Raw genomic sequence first — 13474 nt, 5'->3', positions numbered from 1 at the left:
TACCCGTGCCCGAGCTCGAAGAGCCCTATGGCCGCCTTCCTGGCCTCGATATCATGCTTCACCCTCAAATCAACGCGCATAAAGAAAGCCTCCCATTTCTCATGTCCAAGAAATGGGAGGCAGTTCACACGGAGGTCGGGCTTTTTGCAAACGCCGACGTATTGACGAATTTGGAACTGCTGGAAATACGAAGCTATGCCGGTTTACTACGATGAAATGAGAAATTCCAACTACGCCGGCTTTTCGCAAAAAAGTGCAAGGCATCTACCTGCGGTTTTAGTTCAACAAGTTTCGGAGTGATCGCGGTTGAGCGATTCATCGTAGTAAACCGCCACAGTTTTGGCGGAGGCAGTCAGATTTGTGGGTGTTAAACCAAAGATTGTCCCTTTTGACTAGTCGTTTAAGAACGTCCTCAATGACTAAGTTGCAGGTGGTTGCGGTTGTGTTACACTAACGCTGCGTATATGACGCAAATATCTCGATACAGATTAATGATGTCCATCGGTATTTGACGGAGCTAGACTGTTTAGCCGCCCTGAAGGTTTATGCAGGGAGCATGTGATCACAGGGCTTGAAAAGAAAGTTGAGCAAACACTGTGTCTGATCAACAGCAAGAAAACGAAATAACGACGACGCAAGCCGCTCCCGCTGCACCGGTTGCGTTGGACCAGGTCGCGGCGCCCGCGCAAGCCTCGGCTCCTGAGACGCCTAAGGCTGCTTCGACGCCTACGCCTTCAGCGGCTGAGAAGGCCGTGCCTGCAACTGGTGAGGAGGCTGCTCCGGCAAAGCCCAAGCGTACGCGCCGCACGGTCAAGCCTGCCACTGACGGCGAGGAGGTCACCAAGCCCAAGCGCCGTACCACGCGCACGACGCGCGCCAAGCGCACCGTTGCAGCTGACTCCTCGGCGCCGATTTCCGATGAGGTCGCGCAGGCGCGTGCGTTGGCGCAGATTAGCGAGGCTCAGGTGGTGCGCGCCCGCCGTCGTGCTGCCGAGCGCGAGGCCGCGGCTCTGACCGAGCTTGCAGCTCCGTCTGTGCCCGAGACGCCTGCCGCCACCGAGACCCCTGTCGCCGACCAGCCGACCGAAAAGCCGGTACCGCGCACACGCCGTCGCACGGCTGCTAAGGCCGAGCAGGTTGCCGATCAGGTAACCCCCGAGCTCACTGAGGCTTCGGTCCGTTCCGCGGCAGGGGAGGGCACATCGCCTGCTGAGCCCGCTGCGCCTGTCGAGGCCAGCGAAGTTCCCGTTGTCGATCCGGCTTTGCGCCCGCACCGTCGCGGTCGCAAGCCCAAGGCCTTCGTCGAGGCAGAGAAGGCCGCAGCCGCAGCCGCCGCCGCTCGGGATGCTGTGGCGACCGCCGAGCCTGCAACCACTGCCGATGCACCCGTCCAGGATGCTACGACTTCCGAGGCCGCTCCCGCCGATGTCGAGCCCGCCGACGTCCGTCCTGGTCGCAGCCATCGTACTGCTGCTAAGCGCACGTCCAAGGCCAAGTCTGCCAAGAAGGGTGCGTCCGAGGATTCCGCCGAGACGACCGCCGATGCATCGACTGATGCCGCCGAGCCCCAAGACGTCGAACAGTCTGCGTCCGAGAAGCCCAAGCGCGGTCGTAAGAAGTCCGCTAAGGCCAAGGCGTCCGAGCAGCAGGCTGATGTCGAAGCACAGGTCGATTCCGGCGCCGAGGCCAATGGCGCCGCTGCGGCTAACGCCGATGCCGCCGCAAACGATGGCGCCGCGCCCGCTGAGGGCGAAGACGACACTCGTCCCAACCGTCGCCAGCACAAGCGCAACGACGAGCGCAACGAGCGCAAGGACGACCGCAACAACGACCGTCGCAACCGCCAGCGCGATCGCAAACAGCGCAACAAGGAGCGCAACGCCACTCCCACCGAGCCCACGCTTTCGCGCGAGGAACTCGCGGCCATGAAAGTCGCCGAACTGCGCGAGAAGGCCAAGGAGTTCGAGATCGAGACGACCGGCAAGAAGAAAGCCGAGCTCGTCGAGGAGATCTACGTCACCGCCGCGAAGGCCGAGGGCTTCCGCGACATCAAGGGCATCCTGCAGATTCGTCCGGACAGCTCCGGTATCATCCATGCCCATGGCTACATGAAGTCCAACGACGACGCCTTCGTGCCCGCCTACCTCATCCGCTCCGCGCGTCTGCGCACGGGCGACGTCATCGAGGGCTCGCTTCGTCCTTCGCGCGGCGGCGACAAGCGCGCCGGCCTCGCCAAAATCACGACCGTCAACGGTCTAGACCCCGAGCAGATTCGCAACCGCCCCAAGTTCGGTGACCTCACCCCGGTCTATCCTAACGAGCCGCTGCGCATGGAGCATGGCAAGGACTCCATTACCGGTCGCGCCATCGACATCGTGTCGCCGATCGGCAAGGGTCAGCGTGGCCTGATCGTGTCCCCGCCCAAGGCCGGCAAGACCACGATCCTCAAGAAGATCTGCCAGTCTATCTCGATTAACAACCCCGAGGTGCACCTCATCTGCCTGCTCGTCGACGAGCGCCCCGAAGAGGTTACCGATATGCAGCGTTCCATCAAGGGCGAGGTTGTGGCGTCGACCTTCGATATGCCCGCCGACAACCACACTCGTGTGGCAGAGCTCGTCATCGAGCGCGCCAAGCGCATCGTGGAGCTGGGCGGCGATGTCGTGGTGGTGCTCGACTCTATCACTCGTCTTGCCCGCGCCTACAACTTGGCGGCGCCCGCCTCAGGCCGCATCCTTTCGGGCGGCGTCGATTCGGCGGCACTGTATCCGCCCAAGCGCTTCCTGGGCGCAGCCCGCAATATCGAGAACGGTGGCTCGCTCACCATCCTGGCCTCTGCCCTCATCGACACCGGTTCCAAGATGGACGAGGTCATCTTCGAGGAGTTCAAGGGCACCGGCAACATGGAGCTTAAGCTCGACCGCGACCTGGCCGATCGCCGTATCTTCCCGGCCATTGACCCCGTTGCCTCCGGTACGCGCAACGAGGATCTGCTGGTCGACGAGCAGATGCGCCCGTTTGTCTTTGGCCTGCGTCGCATTCTTGCCGGCATGAACAACACCGAGCGCGCAGCCGCATCGTTTATCAAGGGTCTTAAGGGCACCAACACCAACCAGGAGTTCCTGGTGCGTTCGGCCAAAAAGCACAGCGATTACGAGCAGACGTTCTAGGTTGTCATCCACACGCAGCGATAGCCATCAATGCGATAAAGGGTCGGGGCTTGCGCCTCGGCCCTTTTCCATATCGCCGCTCCGCACTTATTTTTGACCATAAGACTGGCAAGCAGCAGGTTTCCCGTTTCAATCCGACATCGTCGCTTGCAATCGACAGGGCGGTTTCGCATAATAGCTTTTAAGCTTCGCGACGGAAAACGCAGATGAAACGAACCATATACCGTTGCTTTGGGGCATAGCCCCGCTTCATCTTCTCTCGCGCAGCCAACTGAATGATGCGATTTGGGTGCTGGAAGATGGGGAGAGCTCATGGCTTCTTCTGATGCAACACAACGAGCAGTCCTTGCCGGACTTTCGTGCGGGATCGGCCTTGCCGCTCCCGTGGTTATGTATGCCGCGACGCTGCCGTTTTCGTCGGTGAACGAGACGGTCGTGGCGGGTGCGGTTCCCTTCGCCGTGGGCGCGGTGGCGGGCGTGGGTATCTATGCCGCCTCGCTGGGTATCTCCGAGTACCGTGCGCAGCGTGAAGAGCGTCTGTTCCAGCCCGATGCCATGGGCGGTGCCGCCAATCTCAATCAGCATCAAAGCGAGTTCAAGACCGCCTCGATTCCAGCTCAGCAGCAGGATGCGACTCCTTACGCTGCGACTTCTGCTTCTCAGGCTCAGGCGGAGCAGTCTACCTCGGCATTCCTTTCCGGCCTGACTGGTGCGTTCCAGCGCCGTCATGCCGATGATGGTGTCCCTACCATCGCTCGAGCCGCAGATGCCATGGACGAGGACGAGGCTTGGTCCATGATCGACAGTATGCTCGACGACGATTCGCCGGTGAGCTGCGACCCTGCACACTCGCGCGACGTCTATCAAGTCGCCATCGACGAGCTCACCAACGGCGGGCAGACCGGCTCCTTCAATCGCGACGACATCGCCGCCGCGGCACGCGCCGTGTCTGGTTCCCAGGCCGCCCCTGCGGGCAGCACGGCGGCTTTCGTGGCACTCGTTGCCAACGCGGCAGCCAATAACGCCTACAACGCTACCACGGCGGACGCGAACGCTTCTGCCGACAATTCGTACGTTGATGAAGCCATGACTGCGGACGAGGAGGCCGTTGCCGCCCGCCGTGCCGCCGAAAGCTCGCTTTGGGGCGCTCCTGTCCAGCAGCAGGCGGCTGAGGCTGCGCCGTACAATGCAAACCTCGCCAGCATGCCTATCATCTCCGGTGCCGTGGACATCGATCTCGATGACCTCGATGAGCCTGCAGCCATCACCGCATCGATTGATGCCCAAGATCGCATCGACACCGGCGACCTTCCGGACGCCTCGCTCGAGGTTGATGTTCCCATGGCCGATTACTCGGGCCACGAGGACATGTGGGCCGCCGCCACCGCGATTCTGGATGAGATTGACGAGCCTGCTCCTGTTGCAGCCCCCGCTCCCGTCGCTGCCCCTCAGCCTGCTGCCCCCGCCTATGTCGGCCGTCACAGTGCCGTGTTTCCCGAGGATACTGCCCGTATCTCGCGCGAGAGCATCGAGCGGGCCGAGGCTATTGCCGCCGGCATTATGGAAAACCGTCGTCACGAGCGCGTCAATCAGATCCTCGAGGAAGAGATCGAGCGCCTGCAGTCCTCTACCGCCAAGCGTACGGGCCGTGCCTATCTGAGCGTTATCGAGGGCGGTACCGCCAGCTTCGCGCCGCTCCGCGCGGAGGCATAACTTCTGCATGGTTAAGATCAATCGAAAATGGGCGGTTGTAACCTGCCTGATGGCGCTCTTGATCTGGGGCAATTCGCTGGTTCCCGGCTCGGGGTCGGGCTCGCTGAGCCTGACGGTCATGGAAGCTATCCGCGGTTTCCTGCACGGCGTGGGACTTCCATATGAATGGGTGACCAACTTTGTTGTTCGCAAGTGCGCGCATTTTACCGAGTATATGGTGCTCGGCATCTTGGCAACGCACGCCTTTGATTTTGAGGGCCGGCGCACCTTTGACGTGCTGCTGCCCACGGCGGTGTTCCTGCTGCTGATTCCTTCGATCGACGAGACGATTCAGCTCTTTGTGCCGGGACGCGCCGGCATGATCACCGATGTGATGATCGACTACTGTGGAGCGGCAACGGGCGTTGTGCTCCGATATCTACTACAATCGCTCATATGTGCCAAAAAGGCCGCCTAGGACGTATGTTTGGTCCTAGGCGGCCTTTTTTATTTGAGGACTTATATGAGGCGTGGTGGCGTCGTTCCGTAGGTCGGATTTGCCGGGCGCGCCACGCCCTGTGGGTGCGTCTGCTACTGAAGCGCCTGTGCGCCCAGGGCCAGGCAGCCCATAATGCCCTGTTTGCCCTCGAGGCTGTTGTTGACGATGTAGTTATCGATGTCGTTGACCTCGGGCGTGACGATATAGCCGTTGAGCATCTCGGCACACTTTTTGCGTGCGAGCGGCACGATGGGGGTGTGGTCGGCCACACCGCCGCCGATGATGATCTTTTGCGGCGCGTAGCACAGCGTGTAGGTCATGAGCGCCTGTGCCAGATAGCCTGCGAGCAGGTCCATGGCCTCTGGGTCATCGGCCATGTCTCCGGCGCTCTTGCCATCCCAGCGCTTTTTAACGCCGGGGCCGGCGATGAGGCCCTCGAGGCAGTTGTCATGGAAGGGGCAAGCGCTATGCTCGCCGATGGTGTCGCGCGGGTCGCGCGTGACCAGGATGTGGCCGGCCTCGGGATGCATCATGCCGTGTACGAGCTTACCGCCCGAGAGCACGCCGGCGCCCACACCGGTGCCGATGGTCAGGTAGACCACGTCCGTGAGGCCCTGGGCGCAACCAAAGGTGACCTCGCCCAAGCAGGCAACGTTGACGTCGGTGTCGTAGCCGCAGGGAATATTGAGCTCGTTTTGGATGGTGCCCAGCAGGTCGAAGTAGCGCCATGCCGTTTTGGGTGTCTCCAGGATCTTGCCGTATTGGGGCGAGGCGGGGTTGACTGCGGTGGGGCCAAATGCGCCGATGCCCAGCGCGGCGATGCCCTTGTTCGCAAACCATGCGTTGACGGCCTCAACGGTCTCCTGCGGGGTCGTGGTCGCGATCTGCTCGCGCTCCAGGACCGTACCGTCTGCATAGCCCGTGGCGCAGACCATCTTGGTGCCGCCGGCCTCGAGCGCTCCGATAAGCTGCTGTTCTGCCATAGTATTCCTCTCTCTGGGACGAGTTGCTCCGTGACTAAAGTATAGGGCTCTAAACCATTTAAGAAAGCGCTATAAAAAGAAGCCTCGCAACGTGGCGGGCGGTGCGAGGCTTCTTTGGTTGCTTTAGTTGCCGGGCCGTCCTTACCCGCGCGGTTTGATTTTATCACGCAGGGACTTGAGGTTCTCCAGCGCCGCGTTGAGCGTCTCGTCACGCTTGGCAAAGTGGAAACGAATCAGATGGTTGACGGGCTCGCGGAAGAAGCTCGAGCCGGGCACGGCGCCCACGCCCACCTTTGAGGCCAGGTCCTCGCAGAACTCGAGGTCGCTGTCGTAGCCAAACTCAGAGATGTCCAGCATGACGTAGTAGGCGCCCTGCGGCACGTTATGCTCAAGACCGATGCTGTCGAGTCCCTGGCAGAACAGGTCGCGTTTGGCGGTGTAGAGGTCGAGGACCTCATCGTAATAGCTGTCGTCGAATTTGAGGGCGGTGACGACGGCTTCCTGCAGGGGAGCGGCGGCGCCCACGGTGAGGAAGTCGTGGACCTTCTTGATGCGCTCGGTAATTTCGGCAGGGGCGATAGTGTAGCCCAGACGCCAGCCGGTGATGGAGTAGGTCTTGGACAGCGAGCTGCAGCCGATGGTGCGCTCAAACATGCCGGGCAGCGTGGCCATATAGACGTGCTCGTGGGGCGCGTAGACGATGTGCTCGTAGACCTCGTCGGTGATGCAGTAGGTGTCGTACTTTTTGCAGAGGTCGGCGATAAAAGTGAGCTCATCGCGTGTAAAGACCTTGCCGCAAGGGTTGGAAGGGTTGCACAGGACGATGGCCTTGGGGTCGTTGTCGCGGAAGGCCGCCTCGAGTGTCTCGCGGTCAAAGTCGAATGTGGGCGGGTTGAGCGGCACATAGATGGGCTCGGCACCCGAAAGGATCGTGTCGGCGCCGTAGTTCTCGTAGAACGGCGAGAAGATGACGACCTTGTCGCCGGGGTTGGTGACCGTCATCATGGCGGCCATCATGGCCTCGGTGGAGCCGCAGGTGACTACGATATTCTCGTTGGGGTTCACCGGCATGCCCATAAAGTGCTCCTGTTTGGCGGCGAGCGCCTCGCGCATGGCCTGGGAGCCCCAGGTGATGGAGTACTGGTGATAGAGCGGCTTGGGGTCGCTGGCGATGGCGCTGAGGCTATCGAGCAGCTGCGCTGGGGGATCGAAGTCAGGGAAGCCCTGCGAGAGATTGACAGCGCCATACTTATTGGAGATGCGTGTCATGCGGCGGATGACCGAATCGGTAAATCTTGCCGTGCGGTTGGAGAGTTCTTTCATGACGGTCCTTTCGAGGATTTGCAGTGGGGCAAGTTTACTCCCATGAAACCGGTGGGATTTGCTCGAAATGGTCTCGAAAAACTCTTTTCAAAATTCTTGAAAATTGGGGCTTGCATCGCGTGGCGTTCCTTGCAATAATAGTCGAGCGCGAAGCGCACAGGACACGGTGGGTGTAGCTCAGTTGGCTAGAGCGACGGGTTGTGGTCCCGTAGGTCGAGGGTTCGAGTCCCTTTACCCACCCCAGTTCTTGCTTCGTGTTGATATCGGGTCGTTAGCTCAGTTGGTAGAGCAGGGGACTCTTAATCCCAAGGTCCAGGGTTCGACCCCCTGACGGCCCACCACACGATATCTCCTCTAAAGTCCGCCACAACGGACTTTAGCTTTGGGTCGTTAGCTCAGTTGGTAGAGCAGGGGACTCTTAATCCCAAGGTCCAGGGTTCGACCCCCTGACGGCCCACCCAAAGCATGTTAAAGTGACTGGCTTAGGCTGGTCGCTTTTTTGTTAACCTCACATGGGGTCGAACCCGTCGGGGCGCGGAGCTGAGGAAATGCGTAAGCATTTGCCAGCGCAGCGCGCAAGGCGCGAAGCGCCGCAGCGACCGCCTGCGCAGCAGGCTGACCCCCTGACGGCCCACCCAAAGATTGTTAAAGCGACTGGCTCAGGCTGGTCGTTTTTTGTTGACCACGCATGGGGTCGAACCCGAAAGGGCGCGGAGCTGAGGAATCTGCACCGTGATTCCCTTAGGGAAAAACGACTAAAGCCCCATAGCGTGTTCTCCTTAGGGGAATCATGCTTACGGGGCTCGATACATGTTGAGAAATTGTGATCAAACTCAAGGTGAGAATCGATTTAGTCCGCTCGAAAGTGCGAACCTAGGCTTTCAGTTCGCTTGCGCATGGCTTTGACCATTTCCTGTGCTAGTCGAATCTGCGATTGCAGGCGGGCGAGGGCTGCGACTTCGCTGTCCTGGGCTTTCTGTGTGCTCAAGGTCGTTGCCTCCGTCTTTAAGCCCTCAAGCTCGTGTAGTGCCTCGGATAGGCCCGTCTCGGTGCGGTTGATCATGCAATAGGTGCTCATCGTGTGCCTAAGGCTTTGTGTCAGGCGATCGGCATCTGTTGCGGCTATGCCGTACTGGGGGAGGGCGATATCCGCCTTCAGGGCTGCCTCAGGCTCTTTCTGTGCTGCAAGGGCTGCTGATGCGCCTGCGATGCGTCCGAATACGATGCCGTTGGCGCTTGACAAGCCACCAATGCGGTCGGCGCCGTGCATGCCGCCTGTCGCCTCGCCGCAAGCGTAGAGGCCCTCAACGCCCGTGTGCGCGGTCTTATCGATCTTGATGCCGCCATTAGCGGCGTGGGCATACATCGCAACGCGCATCTCGTCAGTCGGAGCGATGCCGTGCTCGTCTTGCAGCCACGTAGCAAAGGTCTGCACAAACTCTGGGACATCCTCGCGGGGGAAGTCGTAGTGGAGTGCCAGGCCTTCGACACCTGCCTGATCGATGACGAGATCGATAGCGCGGGAGGCCAAGCGTGACGTGAAGGGACCATATCCAGAGCGCTGCTCGAGCAGGTCGTCCAGCTTGTCGTCGGCAATATCTACCGGCTGGTCTACGTGCACGTAGCGCCAGGTTTTCTCATTGAAGACCAAGTTACGCCTGGGCTCGATGAAGCCGGGCATCATCTGCATGAACTCTATATTAGTAAGTGTTGCGCCGTGCGCCAGCGCGATGGCCTGCGAGGAACTGAGCACATCAGCCGACGTAAGGCTGCGCTCGAACAGGCCGCCTGTGCCACCGGCTGCGATGATCGTGGCCTTGGCAGCAAAGGGCACGATTCGATTTTCGGTAAGGTCGTAGAGTACGGTTCCGGTTATTCTGCCGTTCGTGTCCTCAACAAGGTCGATAAGCTCATGGCGGGGGAGCAGGCGAATGCCGAGCGACTCGATCCGGGTCGTCAGAGCGTCCTCAAGGGGCTTGCGAGTGAGGCCGCGCCACATGCGCGTCTTGTGGTCAAAGCAGGGGATAAATTGCTTTTGCTGAGCACTCTCGGCGCTTTGTGGACGCTGGAGCTCAACGCCCAGGTCTTGCTCGAGCCATTCAATTGCTTGGGGAATGCCGTGGACAAACGTCTGGACAAGCTCGGGGTCGGCGACGCCGCCACCAACGGTCTGAATGGTGTCGATGAGGTCCTGTTCATCGTCTTCGTTAACGGGTCCGATAAGCCCCAGGCCCCAGGTTCCGGGGAAGAAGCTCGATCCACTCATAGCCTTGCCGACGCTTGCCACAGTGACGGTTGCACCCGTGCGTGCCGCTTCGATGGCGGCGCAAAGGCCCGCAATGCCAGCTCCAATTACCAGTACATCAGTCGATTCCATCGGATTCCTTTCTCGTCCGGCGCATTGTCGCACGGGTGATCGGCAATGGGGCCGCAAAGACCCGGCAAATCGGTAAAGGGCAAATATGGCAGGTGGGCGTCATGGACGCTCTGACGCTCCATCTCATCACATCTTGTATTTCGCCCCAGCTGATATATCGGCATTAGCTACCCTGCGCCAGTGCAAACAAAAAGAGCCGCTACCTCGAAAGGTAGCGGCTCCAAAGCTCAACTATATGAGCATCGCGCGGGCGCGATTAGGCCTTGAGGGCCTCCTCGACGGCGACAGCGCAGGCGACGGTGGCACCGACCATGGGGTTGTTGCCCATGCCGATGAGACCCATCATGTCGACGTGCGCAGGCACGGAGGAAGAACCGGCGAACTGGGCGTCGGAGTGCATACGGCCCATGGTGTCGGTCATGCCGTAAGAGGCAGGGCCGGCGCCCATGTTGTCCGGGTGCAGGGTACGGCCAGTGCCGCCACCAGAAGCGACGGAGAAGTACTTCTTGCCAGCCTCGAGGCGCTCCTTCTTGTAGGTGCCAGCGACGGGGTGCTGGAAGCGCGTGGGGTTGGTGGAGTTACCGGTAATCGAGATGTCGACGTTCTCGTGCCACATGATGGCAACGCCCTCGCGGACGTCGTCGGCACCGTAGCAGTTGACGGCGGCGCGGGGACCATCGGAGTAGGGGATGGTCTCGACGACCTTGAGCTCGCCCGTGAAGTAGTCGAACTGGGTCTTCACGTAGGTGAAGCCGTTGATGCGGGCGATGATCTGAGCAGCGTCCTTGCCCAGACCGTTGAGGATGACGCGCAGCGGCTTCTTACGAGCCTTGTTGGCGTTCAGAGCCAGGCCGATAGCGCCCTCAGCGGCAGCGAAGGACTCGTGGCCAGCCAGGAAGGCGAAGCACTCGGTGTCGTCGGAGAGCAGCATAGCGCCCAGGTTGCCGTGGCCCAGACCGACCTTGCGGTCCTCGGCGACGGAGCCGGGAACGGTGAAGGCCTGGATGCCCTCGCCGATGATGGCGGCAGCCTCAGAAGCGGACTTGGCGCCACGCTTGACAGCGAGAGCGCAACCGAGGGTGTAGGCCCACTCGGCGTTCTGGAAGGCGATGGACTGGGTGTTGTTGACGATCTCACGCGGGTTGAAGCCCTTGTCGGTGCAGATCTGCAGAGCTTCCTCGAGGGAGGCGATGCCGTTGTCGGCGAGGCACTTGTTGATCTTGTCAGCGCGGCGCTCGTAACCTTCGAACGTAACAGTCATAGTTATTTCCCTCCCTTTCTACTCGTGAACCGGGAACACGCTGGCGACGGAGTGAGTCTCCTCGTCGGTGCGCGGGTCGATGTACTTGGCAGCGTTCTCCCACTGACCATAGTGGCCCATAGCGCCAGCGATGGCCTCCTCGGGGGTCTTGCCGGCCTTGACGGCGTCGGTGAACTTGCCGAGGTTCAGGAACTCGAATGCGATGATCTCGTTCTTGTCGTTGAGAGCCATGCGGGTGACGTAGCCCTGAGCGAGCTCGAGGTAACGGGCGCCCTTGGCCTTGGTGCCGAACATGGTGCCGACCTGAGAGCGAAGGCCCTTGCCGAGGTCGTCGAGGGAGGCGCCCACGGGCAGGCCGCCCTCGGAGAACGCGGTCTGGCTGCGGCCGTAAACGATCTGCAGGAAGATCTCGCGCATAGCAACGTTGATGGCGTCGCAGACGAGGTCGGTGTTGAGGGCCTCGAGGATGGTCTTACCGGGAAGGATCTCGGAAGCCATGGCGGCAGAGTGGGTCATGCCCGAGCAGCCGATGGTCTCAACGAGGGCCTCCTCGATGATGCCGTCCTTGACGTTCAGCGTGAGCTTGCAGGCGCCCTGCTGAGGTGCGCACCAACCCACACCGTGCGTAAGACCGGAGATGTCGGAAATCTCCTTAGCCTGGACCCACTTGCCCTCCTCGGGGATGGGTGCGGGGCCGTGGTATGCACCCTTGGCAACGGGGCACATGTTCTCCACTTCCTGTGAGTACTGCATGCCTCTCCTCTCTATCGTGTTGGCGTCCCGTCTGGGGGTCGTGGCTGGCGATTGCCGGGCGACCCTTCGAAAGGGACATGACATGCAGCCCCTATAATACCGCGAAATGCACGGAATATTCGGCGAACGGCTCAGTTTTCGTAGCGAGAAGTCCGGAAGTTTTAATTGAAACGGTTTAACTCTATGTTCTGTGGTCGCGGACCGCCGTAGAGGGGGTCAGTCTTTGGCAAGCTTTTGGTCGGCTCTTGTAAGCGTTGCAGGGGTTGACCTGTTGCAACGGTGCCGTTCGCCGCCTGTTTACTGCCTTTGGCCGCGCGAGCGAATTGTTTTGCGTGAATGTTTTGATGGCACGCTTCAATCGTGCTGTATTGGATGGCAAGCAGATCCCGGCGAAGGGAGCGCCATGCAGCGCGTTTGGAGAACGGTTACCGGCTTTTACCATGTCTGTGCCCGCGGTACGGGCAAACAGCTCATCTTTGAGGGCGATGAAGACCGGTGGGAGTTTTTGGAGCTGATGCGCGAGTGCTGCTGCGAGGAGGGTGTGACGGTTATCGCCTGGTGCCTTATGGGCAATCACGTGCATTTGGTGCTTACAGATTACGAGGACAGGATGAGCGCGGCGATGCACCGGTTGCTTTTGACGTACGCGCGGCGGTTCAATAAACGCACGGGGCGCACAGGGCATCTGTTCCAGAACCGTTTTGACCGGCGCTCGCTCGATACCGACTGGCAGGTGATGGAGGCTATTCGCTCCGTACACGCCGATCCGCAGGAGGCGGGCGTTAGCCTAATAGAGCGTTATCCCTGGAGTAGCTTTGCGGAGCATTTGTGCGCTTACGACGGTGACGCGGCCGATGTCGCGAGGGGATTTTCTGATCCTTCTTGCGTGCTTGAGCTTTTTGGTTCTGCCGAGGGCTTTATTGCCTATTCGCTTTCGGCGCCCGACGGCAGTGAGCCAGCGCTGTGCGATATGAAAGAGACGGAATGGGAACGCCACGCCTTTGCCGACAAGATGGCGAAGAGCCTCGGGGTTCCGCTCCACGGGGTTAAAGCCGCGCCGTCGGCGCAGCGCAATATCGTCATTCTTGGATTGCACGATGCCGGTTTTACGGTGCGTCAGATTGAGCGATATACGGGGATTGGCAAAAGTACCGTTTCTCGTATCGTGCGTGCCTGTGCACGAACGGCGGTGCAGACTGGCCGAAACGTGGCGTAGGACTGCCTGTGCACCGCAGCTGGGGTCGCCCATATGCCACAACCATTGTTCTAAAAGCTTGGTACGGTAACTGCACTTCTTAATATGCATAGAAAAATCGCCATCTTGCATAAAATAACGGCTCGGTCCGGGTTTGCCCATGCCTACCCCCGTCTGCGCCGTGCAAAAAACGGAGTTTTCAGCATCGTGTTGCTGTCGGC

At 60.4% G+C, this 13474-nt stretch carries 10 protein-coding genes and 3 tRNA genes; 8 read left to right on the top strand and 5 right to left on the bottom strand.

Annotated features, from left to right (window positions below):
• From RX395_RS07720 to RX395_RS07705, 4 genes are all read left to right on the top strand, one after another.
• Positions 1–215: hypothetical protein (locus RX395_RS07720; RefSeq protein WP_316366676.1), on the top strand; the 215-nt coding region annotated here is incomplete at its 5' end.
• 381 nt (positions 216–596) lie between these two features.
• Positions 597–3170 carry a transcription termination factor Rho gene (gene rho, locus RX395_RS07715; RefSeq protein WP_316366674.1) on the top strand — a complete coding sequence of 858 codons (2574 nt, stop codon included), beginning with the start codon at positions 597–599 and terminating at the stop codon, positions 3168–3170.
• A gap of 312 nt (positions 3171–3482) precedes the next feature.
• A complete protein-coding gene (locus RX395_RS07710; protein WP_316366672.1) occupies positions 3483–4883 on the top strand; it encodes a hypothetical protein in 1401 nt (466 codons plus the stop codon).
• A 7-nt stretch (positions 4884–4890) separates the two neighbouring features.
• Positions 4891–5340: a VanZ family protein gene (locus RX395_RS07705; RefSeq protein ID WP_316366670.1), complete on the top strand. Its 450-nt coding sequence runs from the start codon at positions 4891–4893 to the stop codon at positions 5338–5340.
• A gap of 113 nt (positions 5341–5453) precedes the next feature.
• On the opposite strand, the gene RX395_RS07700 is transcribed toward RX395_RS07705, so the two are convergent.
• Positions 5454–6344, bottom strand: coding sequence for an ROK family protein (locus tag RX395_RS07700; RefSeq protein ID WP_117770214.1), 891 nt, complete (start codon positions 6342–6344; stop codon positions 5454–5456).
• A gap of 141 nt (positions 6345–6485) precedes the next feature.
• Entirely contained in the window at positions 6486–7667 is a 1182-nt protein-coding gene (locus RX395_RS07695; protein WP_271740438.1) for a pyridoxal phosphate-dependent aminotransferase, read from the bottom strand.
• Between the two features lie 166 nt (positions 7668–7833).
• Between RX395_RS07695 and RX395_RS07690 the strand changes: the two genes are divergently transcribed.
• The 3 genes from RX395_RS07690 (at position 7834) to RX395_RS07680 (ending at position 8124) form a co-directional block, all read left to right on the top strand.
• Positions 7834–7910: transfer RNA gene (locus RX395_RS07690), tRNA-His, on the top strand.
• Between the two features lie 22 nt (positions 7911–7932).
• Positions 7933–8008 (top strand) — tRNA-Lys (locus RX395_RS07685).
• Positions 8009–8051: 43 nt separating this feature from the next.
• Positions 8052–8124, top strand: a tRNA-Lys gene (locus RX395_RS07680).
• Between the two features lie 393 nt (positions 8125–8517).
• Here RX395_RS07680 and RX395_RS07675 read toward each other — a convergent pair.
• The 3 genes from RX395_RS07675 to RX395_RS07665 form a co-directional block, all read right to left on the bottom strand.
• Positions 8518–10044: an FAD-binding protein gene (locus RX395_RS07675; RefSeq protein ID WP_316366667.1), complete on the bottom strand. Its 1527-nt coding sequence runs from the start codon at positions 10042–10044 to the stop codon at positions 8518–8520.
• A gap of 256 nt (positions 10045–10300) precedes the next feature.
• Positions 10301–11305, bottom strand: a complete 1005-nt coding sequence (locus RX395_RS07670) for a GGGtGRT protein (RefSeq protein ID WP_006235553.1) — start codon at positions 11303–11305, stop codon at positions 10301–10303.
• 18 nt (positions 11306–11323) lie between these two features.
• Complete coding sequence (locus tag RX395_RS07665) at positions 11324–12058, bottom strand: iron-sulfur cluster assembly scaffold protein (RefSeq protein ID WP_006235554.1); 735 nt, start codon at positions 12056–12058, stop codon at positions 11324–11326.
• Between the two features lie 223 nt (positions 12059–12281).
• On the opposite strand from RX395_RS07665, the gene RX395_RS07660 reads away from it, so the two are divergent.
• Positions 12282–13274: a transposase gene (locus RX395_RS07660; RefSeq protein WP_316366663.1), complete on the top strand. Its 993-nt coding sequence runs from the start codon at positions 12282–12284 to the stop codon at positions 13272–13274.
• The last annotated feature ends 200 nt before the right edge of the window (positions 13275–13474 follow it).

It is taken from the genome of Collinsella aerofaciens (genome assembly GCF_032584215.1).
In the GTDB taxonomy this organism is placed as follows: Bacteria; Actinomycetota; Coriobacteriia; order Coriobacteriales; family Coriobacteriaceae; genus Collinsella.
This window is presented reverse-complemented; position numbering and strand designations above follow the sequence as displayed.

What these genes read in the sequence shown, in the direction of transcription:
- RX395_RS07710 (WP_316366672.1), top strand. Translation starts at nt 3,483, where the DNA reads ATGGCTTCTTCTGATGCAACACAACGAGCAGTCCTTGCCGGACTTTCG.
- RX395_RS07705 (WP_316366670.1), top strand. Translation starts at nt 4,891, where the DNA reads ATGGTTAAGATCAATCGAAAATGGGCGGTTGTAACCTGCCTGATGGCG.
- RX395_RS07700 (WP_117770214.1), bottom strand. Translation starts at nt 6,344, where the DNA reads ATGGCAGAACAGCAGCTTATCGGAGCGCTCGAGGCCGGCGGCACCAAG.
- RX395_RS07695 (WP_271740438.1), bottom strand. Translation starts at nt 7,667, where the DNA reads ATGAAAGAACTCTCCAACCGCACGGCAAGATTTACCGATTCGGTCATC.
- RX395_RS07675 (WP_316366667.1), bottom strand. Translation starts at nt 10,044, where the DNA reads ATGGAATCGACTGATGTACTGGTAATTGGAGCTGGCATTGCGGGCCTT.
- RX395_RS07670 (WP_006235553.1), bottom strand. Translation starts at nt 11,305, where the DNA reads ATGACTGTTACGTTCGAAGGTTACGAGCGCCGCGCTGACAAGATCAAC.
- RX395_RS07665 (WP_006235554.1), bottom strand. Translation starts at nt 12,058, where the DNA reads ATGCAGTACTCACAGGAAGTGGAGAACATGTGCCCCGTTGCCAAGGGT.